Here is a 20017-nt window from a genome sequence, read left to right as displayed (position 1 = left end):
GCGCCAGGCGGGGAGGCGGGGAGGCGGGGAGGCGGGAGGGCTAGGCGGAGAACTCCGCGGCGAGGAGTTCGGCGATCTCCGCGGTGTTGAGGGCCGCGCCCTTGCGAAGGTTGTCGCCGCAGACGAACATGTCGAGGGTGTTCGGGAAGTCGAGCGCCTGGCGGATGCGGCCGACGTAGGTGGGGTCGGTGCCGACGACGTCGGCCGGCGTCGGGAAGATGCCGTTCGCCGGGTCGTCCAGCACCACCACGGTCGGGGCCTCCTCCAGCACCGCCCGGGCGCTCGCCACCGTCACCGGCTCGGCGAAGGTGGCGTGCACCGCCAGCGAGTGGGTGGTGATGACCGGGACCCGGACGCAGGTCGCGGAGACCTTCAGGCCGGGAATGCCGAGGATCTTGCGGGACTCGTTGCGGACCTTGAGCTCCTCAGAGAACCAGCCGTCCTCCTTGAGCGACCCGGCCGCGGGCACGACGTTGAAAGCCAGCGGCGCCGGGAACGGCGAGTCGACGAGGTCGGGAACGGCCTTGCGCACGTCCCCGGCGACCGTGCCGATCGTGCGGTTGCCCGCCACGGCGGCGATCTCGTCATACAGCCGCGCGGGCCCGGAGACGCCCATCCCCGAGACGGCCTGGTAGGAGGCCACGACCAGCTCCCGCAGGCCGTACGCGCGGTGCAGGGCGCCGAGGGCGGCCATCATCGACAGGGTCGTGCAGTTGGGGTTGGCGATGATGCCCTTGGGCCGCTGCCGCACCTGCTCGGGGTTGCACTCGGGCACCACCAGGGGCACCTCGGGGTCCATGCGGAAGGCACCGGAGTTGTCGACCACGACCGCGCCACGCGAGGCCGCGATCGGCGCCCACTCGGCCGACACCTCGTCGGGCACGTCGAACATGGCGACCCGTACCCCGTCGAACGCCTCAGGGGACAGGGCGACGACCTCGACCTCCCGCCCCCTGACCACGAGCTTCTTGCCCGCCGAACGCGCCGAGGCGATGAGCCGGATCTCGCCCCACACGTCGGGGCGGCTGGACAGGATGTCCAGCATCACCGTGCCGACGGCGCCGGTCGCGCCGACGACGGCCAGGGTGGGCTTGGTGGCGTTCACTGCCGGGTCACTCTCCTCGCTGGCTTGGTGTGGCCGGTCGCTCATCGGCCGGTCCCCCCGTAGATGACGGCCTCGACCTGGTCGACGTCGAGGTCGAAGGCACGGTGGGCGGCGGTGACGGCCGAGTCCACCTCGTCCTGCCCGACGATGACCGAGATGCGGATCTCGGACGTGGAGATCATCTCGATGTTGACGCCGGCGTCGGCCAGGGCGCCGAAGAACTTGGCGGTGACGCCGGGGTGTGAGCGCATGCCCGCGCCGACCAGGGAGACCTTGCCGATCTGGTCGTCGAACAGGAGCTTCTCGAACCCGATCTCCTCCTGGATCCGCTTCAGGGCCGTCACGGCGACGGTGCCGTCGGCGGAGGGGAGCGTGAAGGATATGTCCGTGCGCCCCGTGGCGGCGGCCGAGATGTTCTGCACGATCATGTCGATGTTGATCTCGACGTCGGCGAGCGTCCTGAAGATGGCCGCGGCCTCTCCGACCTTGTCCGGCACCCCGACGACTGTGATCTTTGCCTCGCTCCGGTCGTGTGCGACACCGGAGATGATCGGCTGCTCCATCTCGATTCCTTCATTGTTGGGATCGGAGACGACCCATGTGCCTTCCCTGCTGCTGAACGAGCTCCTGACGTGGATCGGCAGGCCGAACCGCCGCGCGTACTCCACGCATCGCAGGTGCAGGATCTTCGCGCCGCAGGCGGCCATCTCCATGGCCTCGTCGTAGGAGATGCGGGGGATCTGGCGCGCGGCGGGGACGATGCGCGGGTCGGCGGTGAAGATGCCGTCGACGTCGGTGTAGATCTCGCAGACGTCGGCGTCCAGCGCCGCCGCGAGCGCGACGGCCGTGGTGTCGGAGCCGCCCCGGCCGAGCGTCGTGATGTCCTTGGTGTCCTGGGACACGCCCTGGAAGCCCGCCACGATCGCGATCTGGCCGACCTGCAGCGCCTCCTGGATGCGGCCCGGGGTCACGTCGATGATGCGCGCCTTGCCGTGGGTGGAGTCGGTGATCACGCCGGCCTGCGAGCCGGTGAACGACCTGGCCTCGTGGCCGAGGTTGGCGATCGCCATCGCGAGCAGCGCCATCGAGATGCGCTCACCGGCCGTCAGCAGCATGTCGAGCTCGCGCCCCGGGGGCAGCGGCGTCACCTGCTGGGCCAGTTCGAGCAGTTCGTCCGTCGTGTCGCCCATCGCCGAGACGATCACCACGACGTCGTTGCCGGCCTTTTTCGTCGCGACGATCCGCTGGGCGACCCGTTTGATGCGGGACGCCTCGGCAACGGAGGAACCACCGTATTTTTGGACAACGAGCGCCACGGGATGTCTCCCAAAGGTTCAGTCTGCGGAGCTCTCAGTCTACTGGGGCGTCCAGAAGGCCCAACTGAATTGGCCAGCATGTGGACAACCACCGCGCTGACCTGTGGAAATCCCGGTCAAAACTGTGGATGACGGTCAGCGACCTGTGGACGACCGGGCTCAGCCTGTGGACGATCAGGCCGTCGTGGTCTCCTCGACCACGTCCAGCCGCGTGTGCGCCACCAGCGCCTGCAGAGCCCTCATCGCGGCGCCCGCGTGGTTTCCCCAGGTGTTGAAATAGGAGTACTGCCACCACCACAGCGCCTCGAGCGGGCGTCCCGCGCGGTAGTGCCCGAGCCCGTGGACCAGATCGGCCGCGACGGCCGCCAGGTCGTCCGACAGCCGGTAGGCCGTGACGACCGTGTCCTTGTACGGGTCGAAGACCTCGGCGTAGTCGTCCACCGGGCCGAGGCGGATGGCGAGGGCCGTGCGCACGCCGTCGAGATCGGGGTCCGGGCCGGTCGCGGGCTCGAAGTTGCCCTGCAGGATCACGTCCTGCGCCGCGCCGAGCTGCGAGCCGGCCAGGCTGACCTGCGCGACCTCGACCAGCAGCATGGGGAGCGTCGCGTCGCCGCCCTCACCGCCCGCGAGCCTGGTCAGGCCGTCGAGGTAGTTCTGCGCATGCGTCGCGATGCGATCCGCGAGAGCGCTCCACTCATCAAACATCCAGCAGCCTCCGTCCTTCGAAAGCGCGGCCCAAGGTGACCTCGTCGGCGTACTCGAGGTCGCCGCCCACGGGCAGACCGCTGGCCAATCGTGTCACTTTCAAACCCATCGGTTTGACCAGCCTGGCGAGGTAGGTGGCCGTGGCCTCCCCCTCGAGGTTCGGGTCGGTCGCGAGGATCAGCTCGGTGATCTCGCCGTCCGCCAGCCGCTTCATCAGCTCGCGGATGCGGAGGTCGTCAGGTCCGACGCCCTCGATCGGGCTGATCGCCCCGCCGAGCACGTGGTAGCGCCCGCGGAACTCGCGGGTCTTCTCGATCGCGACGACGTCCTTGGACTCCTCCACGACGCAGATGACGTGGGGATCGCGCCGGGAATCCCGGCAGATCCGGCACTCCTCCTCAGCCGCGACGTTCCCGCAGACGCGGCAGAACCGGACCTTCTCCTTGACCTCCAGCAGCACGTGCGCCAGCCGTTTGACGTCGACCGGATCGGCCGCCAGCAGGTGGAAGGCGATGCGTTGCGCGCTTTTGGGACCGACGCCGGGCAACAGCCCCAACTCGTCGATCAGACTCTGGACGACCCCTTCGTACATGATGCCTAGAACCCCGGCAGCTGGAGACCGCCCCCGCCGAGGCCCTGCGCGAGCGGGCCCAGCTTCTCCTGCTGAAGATCGGCGGCCGCGCGGACGGCGTCCCGCACGGCGGCGATCACCAGGTCGGCGATCGTGTCGGCCGTGTCCTGCGGGTCGCCGGGGTCGACGGCCTTGGGGCTGATCTTGAGTTCGAGCAGCTCACCACTCCCGTTGACGGTCGCGACGACGAGGCCGCCTCCGGCGCTCCCCTGGATCTCCGCGTCGGTGAGCTCCTGCTGGGCCGTCGCGAGCTGCTGCTGCATGAGCTGCGCCTGCTCCAGCAACTGCTGCAAGTTGACATCCCCTGGATTCACGATCGTGCGCTCCTCATGGCTTCGCGTGTGGCACGAGCCTACGGGGTTTGCCACGCATGTTGCACTGGCGCACGTCAGTGTTCGCGTGGGGATACCAGATGGGTGCGCGGTGTCGCCGCCCTCGCGCGGCTAGGGGTGGTCGATCTCGCTGATGATCTGGCCCCCGAGTTCCCGCTGGACCAGGGCCATCCCGGTCAGCGAGTCGGGGCCGGCGTCCGCGTCGTTGTAGGGATCGACGTCGTCCGCGTCGCCCGCCGTGGGACGGCGCGGCACCGCGTCCGGCCAGCCCGCGGCGGCACCCGCCTGGCGCGGCCCGGCCTGCGCCGCGGCACCCGCCGCCGTACGCGCGGCGGTGAAGCCGGTCCTCGGCGGGGTGCCCTCGTCGTCGGGGGGCGGGGCGTCCGGCCACGGCTCGTCCGAAGGCGCCGGGACGCCCTGGGGGCTCTGGGGGCTCTGGGGGCTCTGGCCGTCGGCCTGGCGCCGGTTCCCCGCCGGCGCGTCCTTGCCGCCTGCGGCCGGCCTTCGCGCCGTGGACTGCGCCTGGGGCGCCGCAGGGCCGTCCGGACGCGGGGAGGCGGCCCTCGGCGCGGGCGACTGCCGTACGGCCTGCGCGGGGCCCGAGGAGGCCGGGGCGGAGGCGGCGGACAGGGGCGCGCCACCCGGGGAGTTGCCGACGACGGCCTCCACGCGCCAGTCGCCGCCCATCACCGCGTTGATCGCCGCCGCGACCACGGAGTCCTTGGCGCCGTTCACGAAGTTGCGCATCGCGCCGACCTGGCTGAAGCCGAGCGTGACGATGTTGCCCTCGACGCCGATGAGCTGGGAGTTGGTGTTCACGTTCGCCCACACCGACAGGGAACGCTGCTTGAGGACCTCGAGGACCTGCGGCCAGACCTGGTGGAAGGCCCCTCCCGAGGGGGACACCAACCCCGTCGGGGCCGCGTCGGGACGGCGCGGCGCCTCCTGGGGGGCTCCCGCCTGGGGGGCGCCCGCGCGGGCCGGAGCGGGCCAGTCGTCCGCCGGACGGCGCGCCGCGGGCGCGCGTCCCTCCGCCTGCCGCGCGGCCGGGGCCTCCTGTGCCTGGACCGCCACCGCGGGCCGCGCCGCCTGTGCCTCGGCGGGGCGCGCGGGCTGGACCGGCTGGACGGGCTCGGCGGCGGGCGGCTCGTCCTCGGCGATCACCGTGCCGGCCGCCGGAGGCCCGGACGATATGGGACGGGGGGCGGCCGGAGCAGGAGGGGCGGGAAGCGCGGGCGCCTGGACGCCGGGAGCCACCGGTCCGCCGCGTTCGAGGCGTTCCAGGCGGGCGAGCAGCGCCGCCTCGCCCTGCTCGGCGGCGGGCAGCAGCACCCGGGCGCACATCAGCTCCAGCAGCAGCCGGGGCGAGGTCGCGCCACGCATCTCGGTCAGCCCCGCGTTGAACACCTCGGCGGCCCGGGTCAGCTCGGCGGGCCCCATCGACGCCGCCTGGCCGACCAGCCGCTCCAGCTCGTCGGCCGGACGGTCGAGCAGGCCGTTGGCCGCCGCCTCCGGGACGTTGGCGAGCACCACCAGGTCGCGGAACCGCTCCAGCAGGTCCATCGCGAACCGGCGCGGGTCGTGCCCGCCCTCGATCACGCGGTTCACCGCCTGGAACACCAGCGCACCGTCACGCCGGGCGAACGCCGCGACGATCTCGTCCAGCAGGTCGCCGTCGGTGTAGCCGAGGAGCGAGACGGCGCGGGCGTAGGTGATTCCGGTGTCGCCGGACCCCGCCAGCAGCTGGTCGAGGATCGAGAGGGAGTCACGCGCCGACCCGGCGCCCGCCCGCACCACCAGCGGCAGCGCGGCGGGCTCGTACGGCACCGACTCGGAGCCGAGGATCTCCTCCATGAGCAGGCGCAGCGTCGCCGGCGGCATCAGCCGGAACGGATAGTGGTGGGTGCGGGACTTGATCGTCCCGATGACCTTCTCCGGCTCGGTGGTCGCGAAGACGAACTTCAGGTGGGGCGGGGGCTCCTCGACGAGCTTGAGCAGCGCGTTGAACCCCTCACGGGTCACCATGTGCGCCTCGTCGATGATGTAGATCTTGAAGCGCGCGGAGACCGGGGCGAAGAAGGCGCGCTCACGCAGGTCGCGGGCGTCGTCCACGCCTCCGTGGGAGGCGGCGTCGATCTCGATGACGTCGAGGTGGCCGGGACCGGTCGAGGACAGGGCCACACAGGACTCGCACTCGCCGCACGGGTCGGGCGTCGGGCCCTTCTCGCAGTTGAGCGACCGCGCCAGGATGCGCGCGCTGGAGGTCTTGCCGCACCCGCGCGGGCCGCTGAACAGATAGGCGTGGTTGATGCGGCCGGAGCTGAGAGCCTGCCGCAGCGGCTCGGTGACGTGATCCTGACCCTTGACTTCGGCGAAGGTCCCAGGCCGGTATTTGCGGTAGAGCGCGAGACTCATGCCGTCTCCTCGCCTAGGGGCCGGAGTGCGTGACCGCCGGACGCCCACGAGGGCCGTGCAGCCCGCTCATCCGACGGCACCGTCCCGTGACTCCAGCTAAGAGACCCCTCGCACACCCGACAGAGCCCGCTTATCCTTGCTGCCTTCCGGCCCTGGGGAGGTTCACAGGATGACGCCATGCGAGGGGTCCGAGGACAGTCTAGCGGGGCCCAGCAGTGCTCGGGGCGACCACACCACCGAACACCGAGACCGATTCGTGGTCGTTCCCGTGGTCTTCACGCCCCCCGAAGTCCGGTAAGCTTCTCGGCGGAGGATTCGCCTAGTTGGCCTAGGGCGCACGCTTGGAAAGCGTGTTGGGGGCAACCCCTCAGGAGTTCGAATCTCCTATCCTCCGCGCTTGGTTGAGCAGCAAGAACACGAGGGGCCCGGTCCACCCGACCGGGCCCCTCGTGCTTGGCGGTCTCAGTTCTAGTCTCAGCTGGAGTTCAACTGCGCCGCACGCGCTCGCCGGCCCGGCCGCCCACCTGTCACTCGGTCCCAGAGACTCGGACGCCCCTCAGCCCTCAGAGCATCACAGACAAGATCAGCAAAACCGGCCCCGTTTCCCCCCTCCAGGGAAAGCGCAACGCGGAACCTAAGTTGCCAAGAATGGCCGAAGTCCTAGAGACGCATGATGAGACTGTGTAACCTTGTCCATGGATAAGGACAAGGTTTAAACAAGAGGTTGGTAGCGCATGTGAGCGGAGCGCTCACGGTTCGCTTCATGAAAACGATAAGGCCCCCAGCCGCGCAAAGGTCTCCCAAACCCGGGCTGGGGGCCCTGCCGTTACTGCCAGTCGTCGACCTGCGTCCACACAACGAGCCAGATCACGAACCTGGCGAACGCCAGTCCGGTACGGACTCGTTGGTGAAAGCAAGCGTTCCTGGCGTAGCGGCTCTCGGGCGCCTCGTCCATGAAGTCTCCTTTCGGTTAACCGGCTTGCCTCGGTATCCAAGGCATGAAAGCGATCCGGCCCGAACGAAGACGTTCTGTACAACACGCCTTATCTGAGGCTACTAGTGCTCCACCGCGCGTGAGGCAGGAATTCCACAAGTTCCATCGGAAGCACGTGCTACTAGGCCCTGGTTTCCGAGTTGTCTGATTGAGCGCCCAAAGAAGCCCGTCCAACTGTTCGGCCATGGTCTGCCGCATGGTGTCGGTCACATGCTGGTACCGCGATGCCATGCCAGTACTCGATCAACCCATGATGGCCGACACGGTCCGCTCGGGGATTCCCAGGAGCAGGAGAACGGTGACGGCGGTCTGCCGGGCGTCGTGTAGCCGAGCGTCCCGGAGTCCGACCCTCTTCAGTAGATCTTCCCACTGGTGGTAGTCCCTGTTCGGGTTGAGCGGCTCGCCGGTCGCGGTGGCGAATACCCATCCACCCTCACGCCAGAGCTGGTGAGCGCTCACGCGGTCCTTCTCTCCTGCTCTTGGTGATCTCGCTGGAGGGTGACGAGCTGGCCTAGATCCACGTCATCCCACTTCAGCCCCAGGGCTTCGCCCTGCCGGAGACCAAGTGCCAGCGCGACGGCCCATCGAGCGCTATTGCGGGGTCGGGCACTGGCCGTCCTCAACAGCCGCTTGACTTCCCCGATGTCGTAGGGCTCTACCTCCTCTTCTGAGATGGCGGGGGCTTTGGCGAGTGTGGCGGGATTACTCGTAAGGTGTCCGCGTCGTACGGCCACGTTGAGCGCCGTGCGGACGGTCCGGTGAACGTAATGCGCGTTGCCTGCCGACTTCCCCGCGCTGGATCTTCGCGTAGAGCTTTCCAGGTGCTCGGGGGTCAATCTGTCGAGCCGGTGAGCCCCGATGCCGGGAATGAGGTGAGTGACCACGTCTACCCGGTAGCGGCGTGCGAGTTCTCACGGATGGCGGGGGGAACCGCGATGTTCTCGATCCAGTGCGTCAGACAGGTGGCGACGGTTCAGCGCGGACCGGACTTGCGGACGCTTCCTGCGTCGCGCGCCTTCTCGATCTCGCGAACCGCCTTGATCACCTCGGCCTCGGTCTTGCGCTTCACGTGGCGCCGGTCCGGGTTGCCGTCATCTTTGACACCTACGGTCACCCGCCGTGCCATTTACCGTCTTTGCCAAGGTAGATACTTGAGGGACCGTTCGGCCTACGTCTCATTCAGTGCCCCTCTCAGGCCACGGTCTTCTCGTGCTGACCGCCGTTGGCCAGCCGGTTCTTCACGCACTTGTGCAAGCACTCGATCGGGACCCGGCGGAGTCGGCTGACTACTTTGAAGCCAACGGCGCCGGTCGTCACGAGGTGGTACATGTTGGTCCGGCCGATCCTGAGCTGACGGGCGGCCTCTTCGACAGTGAGTAGCAACATCTCCTCCGGGTCCGTGGCGGCGGCCGGGTGAAGCCGGATGATGTCCCGCGCTGCGGTGGTCATGGTGGGGTGTTCTCCTCAGCGGTACGGCTCAAGCCGTACCGGGGATGGAGGCCTCTTCGGGCTGACCTGCGATGTTGAGGGTGGTACGGCCGTTTCGGCTTCCCCTGCCGAAGGTCAGCAGTTCGCCTCGTTCGGCAGGGTCGAGGTCGGGGCAGTAGCGGGTTCAGGCGTCGGTGAATTCGATGCGGTGGTAGCCCTTGACCTGTCCGATGGGGGCAGGGAATCGGGTGGTGGCCGCTCGATGTCGTACGCGCGCAGCGAAACGCGCAGTCTCTGGTGGTGAGCTCGTTCAAGGGCATGACATCGCGCCGTGTGTGGAGCTGGAAGATCTCCAGAGGGTCGGAACGCCTGGCCAGCCTGCTCGCATACCAGGGGGTTCGTTGGTGTCGTCACTCGCGCCCGGCAGGTCAAAGGAAGGCGTGGGGCGAAGCCCCTCCTTTTGAGGTTCGTGTCGAGTCGGCGGAGTGACGCTCGATGTGAGATCGAATCTCCTGTCCTTCTCCGTTAGGCATGCCCTTTGCCGGTCGCGGGAGCGGGGCTTGGGGTTCAGCGGTGGGCGGGGAGCAGGGTTGGGGGGATGGGTTGCCATTGGACTATGTAGGGGAGGCCGGAGCCGGGGGGGTTCTGGTGGGGGTTGGCCAGGCCGGGTTGGTCGGAGAACGGGGTGGTCAGGGGGCAGGAGGGGGTCAGGCCTAGGCCGAGGCCCGCGCCGGTGGCGAGGGCGAGGGCCAGGCCGGCGACGAACGGCCCCTGGGAGGTGACCTTGGCGCGCATCCACCGGCCGGTCGGCATGATCGGGACGCTCCGCACGAAGTAGGCGGGCGGCGGTATTCGGTCGCAGACGGGAAGCGGCAGCACGTTCGCCGTACGCAAGGTAACCTCCAGCTGACGTTCAGTGGTCGCCTGAATGTCACGGTAACCAGGCATGAGTCGGTAGCCCGGTTCCCGCGCCCGGATCGAACCGATCTCGTCCAGCCGTTGGCCCTCTGTGGTGATGGTCTTGGAACAGGCCCGTCGCCGCGCCCCGCCCCACGTTCGGAACAGGCCCGTCGTCGCCCGCCCCGCGTTCAGAAACAGGCCAGTCGTCGCCGCGCCTCGCCTGGAGAAGGCACTCTGACCTGGGTCTATTCACTACACGTGCATGATCGTTTCCCTGGGGGGAACTAGCGGGTTCATAAATGACCCTGAAAACCTAAGAAAAGGGACAACGGGCCAATGGACTTCCGTGACGATGTCGACCTTGATTCCTCACAGGTCGAAAACCGAGGTGGGGGCGGGGGAATCCGCGGTGGCGGACTCGCCATCGGCGGAGGCGCGGCGGGCATCATCGCCCTCATCGCCGCGCTGATCTTCGGGATCAACCCCGGCGACATCGTCGGCGGCGGCGGCGACACGACGGGCGCGCAGCCGACGTCGGACACCTCCCAGGATTGCAAGAAAGGCTCCGACGCCGACAAGTCGGAGGACTGCCGCGTCGTCGGCGTGGTGAATAGCATCCAGGCATATTGGAAGGACGCCTTCGACAAGGCGGGCAACGGGCAGTACACCCCGGCCAAGACCATTCTGTTCTCGCAGGCGGTGGACACCGGATGCGGTCAGGCCACCTCCGCGGTGGGGCCGTTCTACTGCCCGAGCGACAAGCAGGTCTACCTGGACCTGTCCTTCTTCGACGAGCTGGAGAGCAAGTTCGGCGCCAAGGGCGGCCCGTTCGCGCAGGCCTACGTCATCGCCCACGAGTACGGGCACCACGTGCAGGACCTTCTCGGGACCATGGACAAGGCCGGCGGCAACAGCCAGGGCGCCGACAGCGCCTCGGTCCGGCTGGAGCTCCAGGCGGACTGCTACGGCGGGGTCTGGGCGAACAACGCCGTGGACACCGGCTTCTACGAGAAGCCCTTCACCGACGCCGACATCCAGGAGGCCCTCGACGCCGCGGCGGCCGTCGGCGACGACCGGATCCAGGAGAAGACCCAGGGCCGGGCCGACCCGGAAAGCTTCACCCACGGCACCGCGGCCCAGCGGACCAAGTGGTTCAGCACCGGTTACAAGTCCGGCGATCCCGGGAAGTGTGACACCTTCTCCGGCGGCATCTGAGCCGGTCGGAGGCCCGCTTTCGAACCGCGGAAGCGGGCGAGACCCGAAACCTCTCTTAAACTGAACAGGGTGATCTTCAAGTCAGTCGGTGACGGCCGTCCTTATCCCGAGCACGCCCTGTCGCATCGCGAATGGGCGCGGATACCGCCCCGGCAGGTCAGGCTCGACTCATTGGTCACCACCAAGGCGGTGCTCGACCTGCACTCGCTGCTCGCCAAGGACTCGACGTTCTACGGTGACCTGTTCCCCCACGTCGTGCAGTGGCGTGGGGAGCTCTATCTGGAGGACGGCCTGCACCGCGCGCTGCGGGCCGCGCTGCACCAGCGGTCGGTGCTGCACGCGCGGGTCCTCGACCTGGACGCCCCTGCCGCTCCCGCTGAGCCCGCGTCCGAATGATCCACGTGTTCCGCGCCGGCCCGTGAGCCCGCCTGGCCGACGCGGAACGCCGCCCCGCGATGAGGCCCGTCGCGGAGATCTTCGCGAGTCGTTCACGAGGACCTTCGCGGGGCTTCGCGCGGGACGGCGCGGGTGTGGCCACGAGCCGGATCGCGTCAGCGGTGGGAGTGGTGCCTCCTGTGCTTGGACCCGGAGCGCTTGTGGTGGCTGTGCTTGCGGTGCTTGGAGCCGTGCTTGTGGTGGCGCTTGTGGGCGCGATGCTTGGAGTTGCACTTCCTGCCCCGGCAGGCGGCGGCCTGCTCCTGGGCAGGGGCCGCCGACACGGCCGCGGCGGAGGCCGAGGTGGACGCGCCGGCGGAGTGGATCGCCAGTGCTCCCGGGACGACGAGGACGGACGCCACGAGGATTCCGGTGGCGAGAGCTTGTCTGAGCATAAGAATTCACTCCGTTGATCGTGATGGTCTGAGCCCAGGCGATACCCGGGCGTACGGCGCGTCGTATCGGTTTCTCGGGATATCCCAAACGTCGCGAGAAACTACAAATCTCACCTTAACCGGACGAAATCCAGCGAGCAGCCCGTAAGAGGCAAAGGCTTGGTTTCGTGTATTCAGCCCATCTATGCCGCTATTCAGTGCATTTCCATTGAGGGGCGCGGCGGCCGTGCGGCCCTGATCCATCGCGTCTTCCGGGCCGATCGGCGGGCGAGCCGGGCGGCCCAGGCCGGGGACCCGGTGCCGCAGGTTTATTCGATTGACGCGTTGAGCCGGCGCCGAAAGCCTGGGCAAGTGTTGATACGACGTGAACTTCCAGCAGATGTCCCGGCCATCCGTGAGGTGCACACCGCCGCGTTCGCCCGGCCGGAGGCGACCGGCGGGCCCGTCGCGGAGGCGGTCCTGGTCGACGCCCTGCGTGCCTGTGAGGGCTGGATCCCCGGGCTCTCCATTGTCGCCATCGAGAACGACGCCGTCGTGGGGCACGTCGTGTGCACCCGGGCCTCGGTCGGCCCGGTCCCCGTGCTCGGGCTGGGCCCGCTGGGCGTCCTGCCCGCCCATCAGCGGCGGGGGGTCGGGCACGCGCTGATGCACGCCGTGCTCGGGGCGGCGGACGCGCTCGGCGAACCGCTCGTCGTGCTCCTCGGCCACAGCGACTACTACCCGCTGTTCGGTTTCCGCCTGGCGGAGGAGTACGGAATCACGCCGCCGGTCGCCGAATGGGCCCCGCACTTCCAGGCCCGCACCCTCGCCGCCTATACCCCCTCCATGCGCGGTGAATTCACCTACGCCGAGCCTTTCTCCGATCTATAGCCAAAGAACCGATTAACCGGATACGAGATACGAGATACAACGGCCCGGCATCGCCGACCCAAAAGCCATAACGACATTTATCACGCTATGTCCCTATATATGGGGGATGCAGATCGATGAGCCCCCCGGCCTGGCGGGCTTCGCGCCTGGCGCGGCACGTGGGGGGTCTGCCCCGGGCACTGGGCGCATGGAGAAGGCCCCCAGCCCGGCGGGTGCCGGGCTGGGGGCCTTGGTGGTGGCGGTGGAGGTGGGATTTGAACCCACGGATGGGTTGCCCCATCACACGCTTTCGAGGCGTGCGCCCTCGGCCACTAGGCGACTCCACCGCCGAGCAGCCTACCGGATCCGCCGCCCGGTTCGCGCACGAGAAACGTCCGATATGCGAAGAAAAGGGGCGTTCATGGGCGTCGGTCCGCGAAGAAGTCCCTCAGCACAGCCGAGCACTCCCCGGCGAGCACCCCGAGCACCACCTCGGGCCGGTGGTTCAGCCGCCGGTCACGGACCACGTCCCAGAGCGAACCCGCCGCCCCCGCCTTCGGATCGGCGGCGCCGTAGACGACGCGGCCGACCCGCGCCAGCACCGCCGCCCCCGCGCACATCGTGCACGGCTCCAGGGTGACCACCAGCGTGCAGCCGCCCAGCCGCCACTCCCCGCGCACCCTGGCGGCCTCACGAAGCGCCAGGATCTCCGCGTGGGCCGTGGGATCGGCGTTCGACTCCCGATCGTTGCCCGCCGCCGCCAGCACCTCGCCCGAGGGCCCGAGCACGACCGCTCCGACCGGCACCTCGCCACGCTCGCCCGCCCTGACCGCCTGGGCCAGCGCGAGCCGCATGGGTTCCTCGAAAGGGTCGCCGCTCACGGTCAGGGCCTCTCCGGCGACGGCTAGTGCAGCCGGTCGAGCTCGTCCGCGAAGGAGAGCTTCTCGGCGATGACCGAGAGGGTGTCGGCGGGGAGCACGCCCTCTTCCATGCTCAGTTCCAGCAGTTCCTCGGGCGAGACCCCGAGGTCGCTCAGCAACTCGAAGTCACCGGCGGGCCGGACACCGAGATCGGCCTCCTTGTCGGGCACGACGACCCCGGCGAGCTCGCTGAAGAGCTCGCCGAGCGCGTCGCCGGCCGCCGCGTGGACGTCGGACAGGAACGCCCGGGGCTCGGCGTCCCCGTCGTAGCGCACGATGGAGAACCACTCGTCCTCCACCTCGACGCAGAGCAGGGCGAGCTCGTCGCCCTGGAGGCCGAGGGCGTCCTGCACGGCGTCGCCGAGGTCGTCGGCGATCTCCGCGCTGGTGAGGTCGACCTCCGCGCCGCTCCACCCCTCCGGCGAGCGGACGAAGGCGGCGGCGAACAGAGCGCTGTGGGTTGGTCTCGAGGGCATGGCCCGGCTCCCGAGGTCAGCCGATGGCTGAGTCGACGGCACGTTCAAACGGCTGGGAGAACCCGAGCCGTGCGGCGATGCTGGAAAGCACCTCGTCAGGAAGCAGTTCGAGGTCGCCCGAGAGGGCGCCGAGCTCCATCTCGTCGAGCCCCAGATCGGAGAAGATCGACAGATCGCCCGCCGGGAGGACCATGTCGAGCTCCTCCTCCTCGGGGACGGGGACGTCGAGCAGCTCCAGGACCTGCTGGGCCAGGGGCCAGTCCCACGACGCCGTGATGTCGGAGAGGAATACCTCGACGCTCTCACCAAAGACCCGTAATGCCACGAAGAAGTCATCCCCCACGGCGACCAGGCCAATCGTCGCGCCCATGCTCGGCTGCTGCCGGAGCGCGTGGACGAGCCCATGGAGGTCCGCGGTGAGGCCCACGGGCAGCATCTCGGCTTCCCAGCGGTCGTCCTCGCGATAGACCACGATGGCGAAGTCAAGAGCATCTACGTCTGTCATCTTCACCCTACCGACGCGGTTCTTACCGTTGGCAATGCTCGCAGAATCACTCTGCCCCCGTACGCCCCTCGGGCAAATTGTGATCAAAAACGAGTGCGCCCGGTCAGCTTAGGGTGTGATGGCCGAAACCGACCCGCTCGTACCATTTACCCGGTCCCAGGAGATACCGTTGACAGCCATGAGGACCCACGTCGTCGATCATCCGCTCGTCGCCCACAAGCTCACCGCGCTGCGGGACGTGCGCACGGACTCCCCGACGTTCCGCCGGCTCGCGGACGAGCTCGTCACCCTGCTGGCCTACGAGGCGACCCGCGACGTGCGCGTCGTCGAGACGACGGTCTCGACCCCGGTCGCCCCCGCCGACGGCGTACGGCTCGCGCGCCCCGCGCCCCTGGTCGTGCCGATCCTGCGGGCCGGCCTCGGCATGCTCGACGGCATGACCCGCCTGCTGCCAACCGCCGAGGTCGGCTTCCTCGGCATGGTCCGCGACGAGGGCACGCTCAAGGCGCAGACGTACGCGACCCGGCTTCCCGAGGACCTCTCGGGCCGCCAGTGCTACGTCCTCGACCCGATGCTCGCCACCGGCGGCACCCTCGCGGCGGCCGTCGAGCTGCTGTTCGAGCGCGGCGCCGAGGACGTCACGGCGATCTGCCTCCTGGCCGCCCCCGAGGGCCTGGCCCACATGGAGAAGGTGTTCGCCGACTCGCCCCAGCCGGTGCGCGTGGTGACCGCCGCGCTCGACGAACGGCTCAACGAGCACGGCTACATCGTGCCCGGCCTCGGTGACGCCGGAGACCGCCTCTACGGCGTCGTCTGATTCCTTTTCCTTCTTTACCCAGGTGGACGTTCGTCTCTGTTACATAATGTGCTTCAGTGGGTACACAGAGTTATGACGATGTCACTGTGTTCCCGGTCCCTCAGGCCGTGGACGCACACCTGGGAGAGCAATGGACCAGCCGCCGGATATTGACGCCTATACACAGGTCGAGACCGTGCTTAAGGTCGAGTTCGCCGGGGTTCATCCCGCCGCGACGGTGACGCGATGCATCGAAGCGGCTCACCACGGTGCGATGGAAGTCACTGGTTACGCGTACCCCAGCTTGGTGGAACGCATCGCTCGCAAGCACCTTCAGGTGCTCGCGGTGGTGGCCGGCGAGAGGGAGTGACGCAGGTCACATCCAGACCCCTACATACTGTGGGGTCCGGATGCGCTTTACCGAGCCAATCGGCTGGGTAATGTATACGGTGGGTGCAGTGGGTGAGTGGTTAACGGAGGCGGCAGTGCAGGTCAAGAAGGTTCTAACGTACGCAGCCATCGCGTTTGTGGCTTTCTACCTGTTCACCAGACCGGCTGACGCGGCGAGCGCGGTCAAGGGAGCAATGGACACTGTGGTGAACGCCGCGGATTCGCTGGCCCTATTCTTCACCAAGCTCACATGAGGCTTGTGACCCACGGGGACTCTGCTCCGGCGTCGGTCAATCGTTACCTTCTCCCCCATGAACACCAGGTCATCATGGTTCGGCGCCACCCGGCCGTGCTGTTACGGCCGGTCGCCGAGGTCTTCGGCGGCCTGGTCCTGGCAGGACTGCTGAGCAAGTGGCTCGGTGAGAACCAAGGCTCCCAGGCACTGGTCATCGTCTGGTGGGCCTGGCTCCTGCTGTTGATCCGTTTCGTGTGGAAGGTAGCGGAGTGGTCGGTCGACTACTTCGTGGTGACGTCCAAGCGGATGCTGCTGACCACAGGTCTGGTCACGCGCCGTGTGGCGATGATGCCGCTCGGCAAGGTGACCGACATGAGCTTCCAGCGCTCGCTGCTGGGCCGCATGCTCGGGTACGGCGAGTTCGTCCTCGAGTCGGCCGGTCAGGACCAGGCGCTGTCGACGGTCCCGTTCATCCCCTATCCGGAGACCTTGTACCTGGAGGTCTGCCAGATGCTCTTCCCCAGCTCTGACGACGATGATTAGTCCGCATTCGTCCTGAATCCCGAGTGGTGAGACAGACTTCGCCCTCGGGATTCTTGACGTGGGTATACCCGATTCGGCTGCTTCGTGCCATCATGGCGGAACCATTGACCATATCCCCGCCCTAAGAGATCACATGCCGAGTCAGGGAACCATCGGTGACCGCGTCCGCGGGCTGCGTCTGAGCAGGCGAATGTCTCAGGCTCAGTTGGCTGGACCCGACCTCTCCGACAGCTATGTCTCTCTCATCGAGTCCGGCAAGCGCACGCCGACCCCGGTCGTCGCTCGCCTGCTCGCCGAACGCCTAGGTTGCACCACCGAGTTCCTCCTTCACGGGATCGAGCCGCGTCAGCGCATCGACACCGAGCTCGGGCTGCGCCATGCGGAGCTGGAGCTCTACCACGGGGACGCGGCCATCGCCGCCGACCGGTTCAGCGACATCGTCAAGGCGGCGGGCGAGGACAACGCGCTCCTCGCGGCGCACGCCCGCCTCGGGCGGGCGCGTGCCCTGGAGGCCCAGGGCAAGATCGGGCGCTCCGTGGAGGCCTACGAGCGGCTGCGCCGTGAGGCCGCCGCCCACCCCGAGCGACTGGCGGATGTCCCGCTCACCGTCGCCCTGTGCCGTTGCTACCAGCGCGCCGGCGACGTGATGCGCGCCCGCGACCTGGGCGTCAAGGCGCTGGAGCAGGTCAACCAGCTCTCGCTGTTCCACGGAGAGGTGGCCGTCGACCTCGCCGCGGCGCTGGCCGACGCCGAGATCGGGCTGCCGTACGTCGAGCAGGTGCTCGCCGAGACCGGGGTGCCGGTGTCGGCGGACCGGACGACGGAGATCCTCTCGCTGTGGCAGGCCAGTGTCTCGGCCGCCGAGGGCGAGGACTCGGCGCTCGCGGTGCAGCTCGCCGACGACGCCCTGTCGGCCGGGCGGCCCGCCAGGATCGCCGCGCAGATGGCCAGGATCGCCATGCGCTGGGCCGAGATCTCCGCTTCCCGCTCACCCGGGTTCGGTCAGGTCGAGGAACTGGTCTCGCGGGCGAACGACGTCTTCTCGGTGCTGCCCGCCGAGTCGGTGGAGCACGCGCGGAGCCTCATCGCGCTGGCCCGTGTCCGGCTCAGGTCCACCGACGTGCACAGCGCGGAGCAGCTCGCCACCAAGGCGCTGACCGTGCTCGCCGGTGAGCCCGGCATCATGGCCGCGTCGGCCCACCTGGTGCTCGCCGAGGTCGGTTTGGCACGGTCCGACGAGGGCCTGACGGCCAGCCTGGAGCGTGCCGGAGCCCTGCTGTCGGCGGCCCCCGCCGGCGGCGCCATCCACGATCGCGAGATCGCGGCCGTCTGGCGGGAGCTGGGCGATCTGTGGGGGAAGGCCGGTAGCCGGGAGCAGCAGACGGGCGCGTATCGTAGGGCACTCGAAGCGGTCGGGGTCAGGTCGACCGTTGCCGGTGCCGTGACTTCGGCGGTTTTCGCACGGTAGCCTCCCCCGCCCGGAGCTCCGGATTTGGCGCGGAGACACCGGAATAATTAAGGTCGACCAATCATTGACTCGTAGGATGATTGGTTTCCCGGAGGAGGCAGACTGTGAGTCTGCGTACGGCACAACGGGCTTCCCTCGTCGACCAGGTGATCGAGCAGATCAAGGATCAGATCACCTCGGGATCCTGGCACCTCCATGCCAAGATCCCCACGGAGACGGTGCTCGCGGAGCAGCTCGGCGTCGGCCGTAACACCGTGCGCGAGGCGGTGCGCGCCCTCACGCACGCGGGCCTGCTGGAATGCCGGCAGGGCGACGGCACGTACGTGCGTGCCACGAGCGAGCTCTCCGGGGCCATGGCGCGCCGCCTCCGGGCGGCGGAGCATCTGGAGATCCTCGAAGTACGGCGTGCCCTGGAGGTCGAGGCGGCCAAGCTCGCGGCCGTCCGGCGCACCAAGGGGGACATCGAGCTGATCGAGGCGGCGCTGCTCCGCCGGGAGCAGGCCTGGGCCGAGGCCGAGGTCGACGCGTTCGTGGAGGCCGACCTGGCCTTCCACATCGCGGTCGTCGAGGCCACGCACAACCGCGTGCTGATCGAGCTCTACAAGGACTTCTCGGCGGCGCTGCGCGCCAGCATCGCCGCCGCGGGCGCGCCGCTGGAGAACGGCCACATCCCGCACGACGCCATCGCCCGCGCCATCGCCTCGGGCGACGCGAGCGCCGCCGAGCGCGCGGGCCATGCCTGCATGGAGCACATCGCCATCGCGCTCGCCGACACCCCCGAGCTTCTCGACTGAGCCGGGCCGGTCAGCCGAGCCGCAGTGACATCGTCAGGTAGCGGAAGGTGGGGTCGTCCTCGTCGTCGGTGATCAGCACCGGCCGGGTCGGGGAGGCCATGCTGATGCGGGCGGTCTCGGTCTCCACGCCGGCGAGGCCGTCGAGCAGATAGTGCGGCTGGAAGGCGATCTGGATGTCGTCGCCGTCGAGCTCGGCCTCGACGGCCTCGGCGCCCCGGCCGATGTCGCCGCCCCCCGCCTGGACCAGCACCTGGCCCTGGGTGAACGACAGGCGGACGGCGGTGTGGCGTTCGGCGACCAGCGCGACCCGCTTGACGGCCTCGATGAACGGGGCCACCGCCACGCCGGCCCGGATGGACCATTCGTCGCTGAGCCGCGCGCGGTAGTCGATGAACTGCTCGTCGAGCAGGCGGACCGTGGTGGTGCGGCCGGCGCACTCGAAGCCGGCGATGCCGTCGCCGAAGCCGATCGACACCTCGCCCGCGCGCAGGGACCGCCCGACCTCCACCATCACCCGCGCGGGCACCATCACGGCCGCCGTCTGGCCCGGCCGCTCGGGGTGCCAGAGGAAGTCGCGGGCCGCGATGCGGTAGCGGTCGGTGGCCGCCATGGACACGCCGACCCCGTCGATGTCGACGCGGATGCCGGTGAGCATGGGCAGTGTGTCGTCGCGGCTCGCCGCGACCGCGACCTGGCCGACGGCCGAGGCGAACAGCCCGCCGCCGACGGCCCCGGCCTTCGCCGGCATGGCGGGCAGCGCGGGGAAGTCCTCCACCGGCATCGTGAGCAGCCCGAACTCGGCTCCGCCGCAGGTCAGCACCGCCTCGGCCCCGGAGGTGACGATCTGGACCGGCTCGGCGGGCAGGCTGCGGCTGATCTCGGCCAGCACGCGGCCGGGGATCAGCACCTTGCCCGGCTCCGCGACGTCGGCGTCGATCACCGCGCGCGCGGACACGTCGTAGTCGAACACCGAGAGCGTGAGGCTCTCGCCGAGCGCCTCCAGCAGGATGCCGGACAGCACCGGCACGGCGGGCCGGCCCGGCAGCGTACGGGCGCTCCACGCCACCGCGTCGGCCAGGACATCGCGGTTCACCTGGAACTTCATCCCTGATCCATCCCGTTGGAAATGTCTGGTCCCCAGAAAGGTAGCGCCTGGGTGAGACATTTGGC

The 20017-nt window shown here is 68.9% G+C and carries 24 protein-coding genes, 2 tRNA genes and 1 other RNA gene; 10 read left to right on the top strand and 17 right to left on the bottom strand.

Annotation, left to right across the window (positions count from 1 at the left end):
- Positions 1–40: 40 nt before the first annotated feature.
- The 7 genes from NYZ98_RS02895 to ffs all read right to left on the bottom strand — a co-directional run bounded on the left by NYZ98_RS02895 (position 41) and on the right by ffs (position 6696).
- A complete protein-coding gene (locus NYZ98_RS02895; RefSeq protein ID WP_380706997.1) occupies positions 41–1150 on the bottom strand; it encodes an aspartate-semialdehyde dehydrogenase in 1110 nt (369 codons plus the stop codon).
- Entirely contained in the window at positions 1147–2421 is a 1275-nt protein-coding gene (locus tag NYZ98_RS02890; protein WP_262840854.1) for an aspartate kinase, read from the bottom strand. Before NYZ98_RS02890 ends, NYZ98_RS02895 begins: the two co-directional genes overlap by 4 nt.
- A gap of 174 nt (positions 2422–2595) precedes the next feature.
- A complete protein-coding gene (locus tag NYZ98_RS02885; RefSeq protein ID WP_262840853.1) occupies positions 2596–3126 on the bottom strand; it encodes a DUF5063 domain-containing protein in 531 nt (176 codons plus the stop codon).
- On the bottom strand, positions 3119–3718 hold the full coding sequence (gene recR, locus NYZ98_RS02880; protein ID WP_262840852.1) for a recombination mediator RecR: 600 nt from the start codon (positions 3716–3718) through the stop codon (positions 3119–3121). The genes NYZ98_RS02885 and recR overlap by 8 nt, the downstream gene beginning before the upstream one ends.
- Positions 3719–3723: 5 nt before the next feature.
- On the bottom strand, positions 3724–4071 hold the full coding sequence (locus NYZ98_RS02875) for a YbaB/EbfC family nucleoid-associated protein (protein WP_262840851.1): 348 nt from the start codon (positions 4069–4071) through the stop codon (positions 3724–3726).
- A 129-nt stretch (positions 4072–4200) separates the two neighbouring features.
- Positions 4201–6504 (bottom strand): DNA polymerase III subunit gamma and tau, encoded by a 2304-nt coding sequence (locus NYZ98_RS02870; RefSeq protein WP_262840850.1) that lies wholly within the window; start codon positions 6502–6504, stop codon positions 4201–4203.
- Positions 6505–6600: 96 nt separating this feature from the next.
- An RNA gene (gene ffs, locus NYZ98_RS02865) (signal recognition particle sRNA small type) lies at positions 6601–6696 on the bottom strand.
- Positions 6697–6812: 116 nt separating this feature from the next.
- Here ffs and NYZ98_RS02860 point away from each other — a divergent pair.
- A tRNA-Ser gene (locus tag NYZ98_RS02860) sits at positions 6813–6898 on the top strand.
- 843 nt (positions 6899–7741) lie between these two features.
- Here NYZ98_RS02860 and NYZ98_RS02855 read toward each other — a convergent pair.
- The 4 genes from NYZ98_RS02855 to NYZ98_RS02840 form a co-directional block, all read right to left on the bottom strand.
- Positions 7742–7957 (bottom strand): tyrosine-type recombinase/integrase, encoded by a 216-nt coding sequence (locus tag NYZ98_RS02855; RefSeq protein WP_262840849.1) that lies wholly within the window; start codon positions 7955–7957, stop codon positions 7742–7744.
- A 514-nt stretch (positions 7958–8471) separates the two neighbouring features.
- Positions 8472–8624, bottom strand: coding sequence for a hypothetical protein (locus NYZ98_RS02850; RefSeq protein WP_262840848.1), 153 nt, complete (start codon positions 8622–8624; stop codon positions 8472–8474).
- 65 nt (positions 8625–8689) lie between these two features.
- Positions 8690–8947 (bottom strand): MerR family transcriptional regulator, encoded by a 258-nt coding sequence (locus NYZ98_RS02845; protein ID WP_262840847.1) that lies wholly within the window; start codon positions 8945–8947, stop codon positions 8690–8692.
- Positions 8948–9493: 546 nt separating this feature from the next.
- Positions 9494–9820 carry a hypothetical protein gene (locus NYZ98_RS02840; protein ID WP_262840846.1) on the bottom strand — a complete coding sequence of 109 codons (327 nt, stop codon included), beginning with the start codon at positions 9818–9820 and terminating at the stop codon, positions 9494–9496.
- Between the two features lie 342 nt (positions 9821–10162).
- On the opposite strand from NYZ98_RS02840, the gene ypfJ reads away from it, so the two are divergent.
- Both ypfJ and NYZ98_RS02830 read left to right on the top strand, forming a co-directional pair.
- Entirely contained in the window at positions 10163–11041 is an 879-nt protein-coding gene (ypfJ, locus tag NYZ98_RS02835) for a KPN_02809 family neutral zinc metallopeptidase (protein WP_262840845.1), read from the top strand.
- A 69-nt stretch (positions 11042–11110) separates the two neighbouring features.
- The gene (locus NYZ98_RS02830) at positions 11111–11437 is read left to right on the top strand and encodes a type II toxin-antitoxin system VapB family antitoxin (protein WP_262840844.1); all 327 of its coding nucleotides are present in this window, start codon (positions 11111–11113) and stop codon (positions 11435–11437) included.
- A gap of 155 nt (positions 11438–11592) precedes the next feature.
- Here the strand turns inward: NYZ98_RS02830 and NYZ98_RS02825 are convergent, their stop codons facing one another.
- Entirely contained in the window at positions 11593–11871 is a 279-nt protein-coding gene (locus tag NYZ98_RS02825) for a hypothetical protein (RefSeq protein ID WP_262840843.1), read from the bottom strand.
- A 351-nt stretch (positions 11872–12222) separates the two neighbouring features.
- On the opposite strand from NYZ98_RS02825, the gene NYZ98_RS02820 reads away from it, so the two are divergent.
- Positions 12223–12741, top strand: a complete 519-nt coding sequence (locus tag NYZ98_RS02820) for a GNAT family N-acetyltransferase (protein WP_262840842.1) — start codon at positions 12223–12225, stop codon at positions 12739–12741.
- A 236-nt stretch (positions 12742–12977) separates the two neighbouring features.
- Here NYZ98_RS02820 and NYZ98_RS02815 read toward each other — a convergent pair.
- The 4 genes from NYZ98_RS02815 to NYZ98_RS02800 all read right to left on the bottom strand — a co-directional run bounded on the left by NYZ98_RS02815 (position 12978) and on the right by NYZ98_RS02800 (position 14621).
- A tRNA-Ser gene (locus NYZ98_RS02815) sits at positions 12978–13067 on the bottom strand.
- Positions 13068–13139: 72 nt separating this feature from the next.
- A complete protein-coding gene (gene tadA / locus NYZ98_RS02810; RefSeq protein WP_262840887.1) occupies positions 13140–13574 on the bottom strand; it encodes a tRNA adenosine(34) deaminase TadA in 435 nt (144 codons plus the stop codon).
- A gap of 50 nt (positions 13575–13624) precedes the next feature.
- Positions 13625–14116 carry a tRNA adenosine deaminase-associated protein gene (locus tag NYZ98_RS02805; protein ID WP_262840841.1) on the bottom strand — a complete coding sequence of 164 codons (492 nt, stop codon included), beginning with the start codon at positions 14114–14116 and terminating at the stop codon, positions 13625–13627.
- A gap of 16 nt (positions 14117–14132) precedes the next feature.
- Entirely contained in the window at positions 14133–14621 is a 489-nt protein-coding gene (locus NYZ98_RS02800) for a tRNA adenosine deaminase-associated protein (protein ID WP_262840886.1), read from the bottom strand.
- A gap of 178 nt (positions 14622–14799) precedes the next feature.
- Here NYZ98_RS02800 and upp point away from each other — a divergent pair, with 178 nt between their 5' ends.
- From upp to NYZ98_RS02770, 6 genes are all read left to right on the top strand, one after another.
- Positions 14800–15438: a uracil phosphoribosyltransferase gene (gene upp, locus NYZ98_RS02795; RefSeq protein WP_262840840.1), complete on the top strand. Its 639-nt coding sequence runs from the start codon at positions 14800–14802 to the stop codon at positions 15436–15438.
- A 130-nt stretch (positions 15439–15568) separates the two neighbouring features.
- A complete protein-coding gene (locus tag NYZ98_RS02790; RefSeq protein ID WP_262840839.1) occupies positions 15569–15787 on the top strand; it encodes a three-helix bundle dimerization domain-containing protein in 219 nt (72 codons plus the stop codon).
- Positions 15788–15827: 40 nt separating this feature from the next.
- Positions 15828–16061 carry a hypothetical protein gene (locus NYZ98_RS02785; protein ID WP_262840888.1) on the top strand — a complete coding sequence of 78 codons (234 nt, stop codon included), beginning with the start codon at positions 15828–15830 and terminating at the stop codon, positions 16059–16061.
- The gene (locus tag NYZ98_RS02780) at positions 16058–16585 is read left to right on the top strand and encodes a PH domain-containing protein (RefSeq protein ID WP_262840838.1); all 528 of its coding nucleotides are present in this window, start codon (positions 16058–16060) and stop codon (positions 16583–16585) included. Before NYZ98_RS02785 ends, NYZ98_RS02780 begins: the two co-directional genes overlap by 4 nt.
- 133 nt (positions 16586–16718) lie before the next feature.
- Complete coding sequence (locus NYZ98_RS02775; protein WP_262840837.1) at positions 16719–18053, top strand: helix-turn-helix domain-containing protein; 1335 nt, start codon at positions 16719–16721, stop codon at positions 18051–18053.
- Positions 18054–18157: 104 nt separating this feature from the next.
- Positions 18158–18847 carry a FadR/GntR family transcriptional regulator gene (locus tag NYZ98_RS02770; RefSeq protein ID WP_262840836.1) on the top strand — a complete coding sequence of 230 codons (690 nt, stop codon included), beginning with the start codon at positions 18158–18160 and terminating at the stop codon, positions 18845–18847.
- A 10-nt stretch (positions 18848–18857) separates the two neighbouring features.
- Here the strand turns inward: NYZ98_RS02770 and dnaN are convergent, their stop codons facing one another.
- Positions 18858–19952: a DNA polymerase III subunit beta gene (dnaN, locus tag NYZ98_RS02765; RefSeq protein WP_262840835.1), complete on the bottom strand. Its 1095-nt coding sequence runs from the start codon at positions 19950–19952 to the stop codon at positions 18858–18860.
- Positions 19953–20017: the final 65 nt, after the last annotated feature.

Source organism: Sphaerisporangium corydalis (assembly GCF_025506355.1).
In the GTDB taxonomy this organism is placed as follows: domain Bacteria; phylum Actinomycetota; class Actinomycetes; order Streptosporangiales; family Streptosporangiaceae; genus Sphaerisporangium; species Sphaerisporangium corydalis.
The sequence above is the reverse complement of the archived record's forward strand: the minus strand, read 5'-3'. Positions and strand labels throughout refer to the sequence as shown.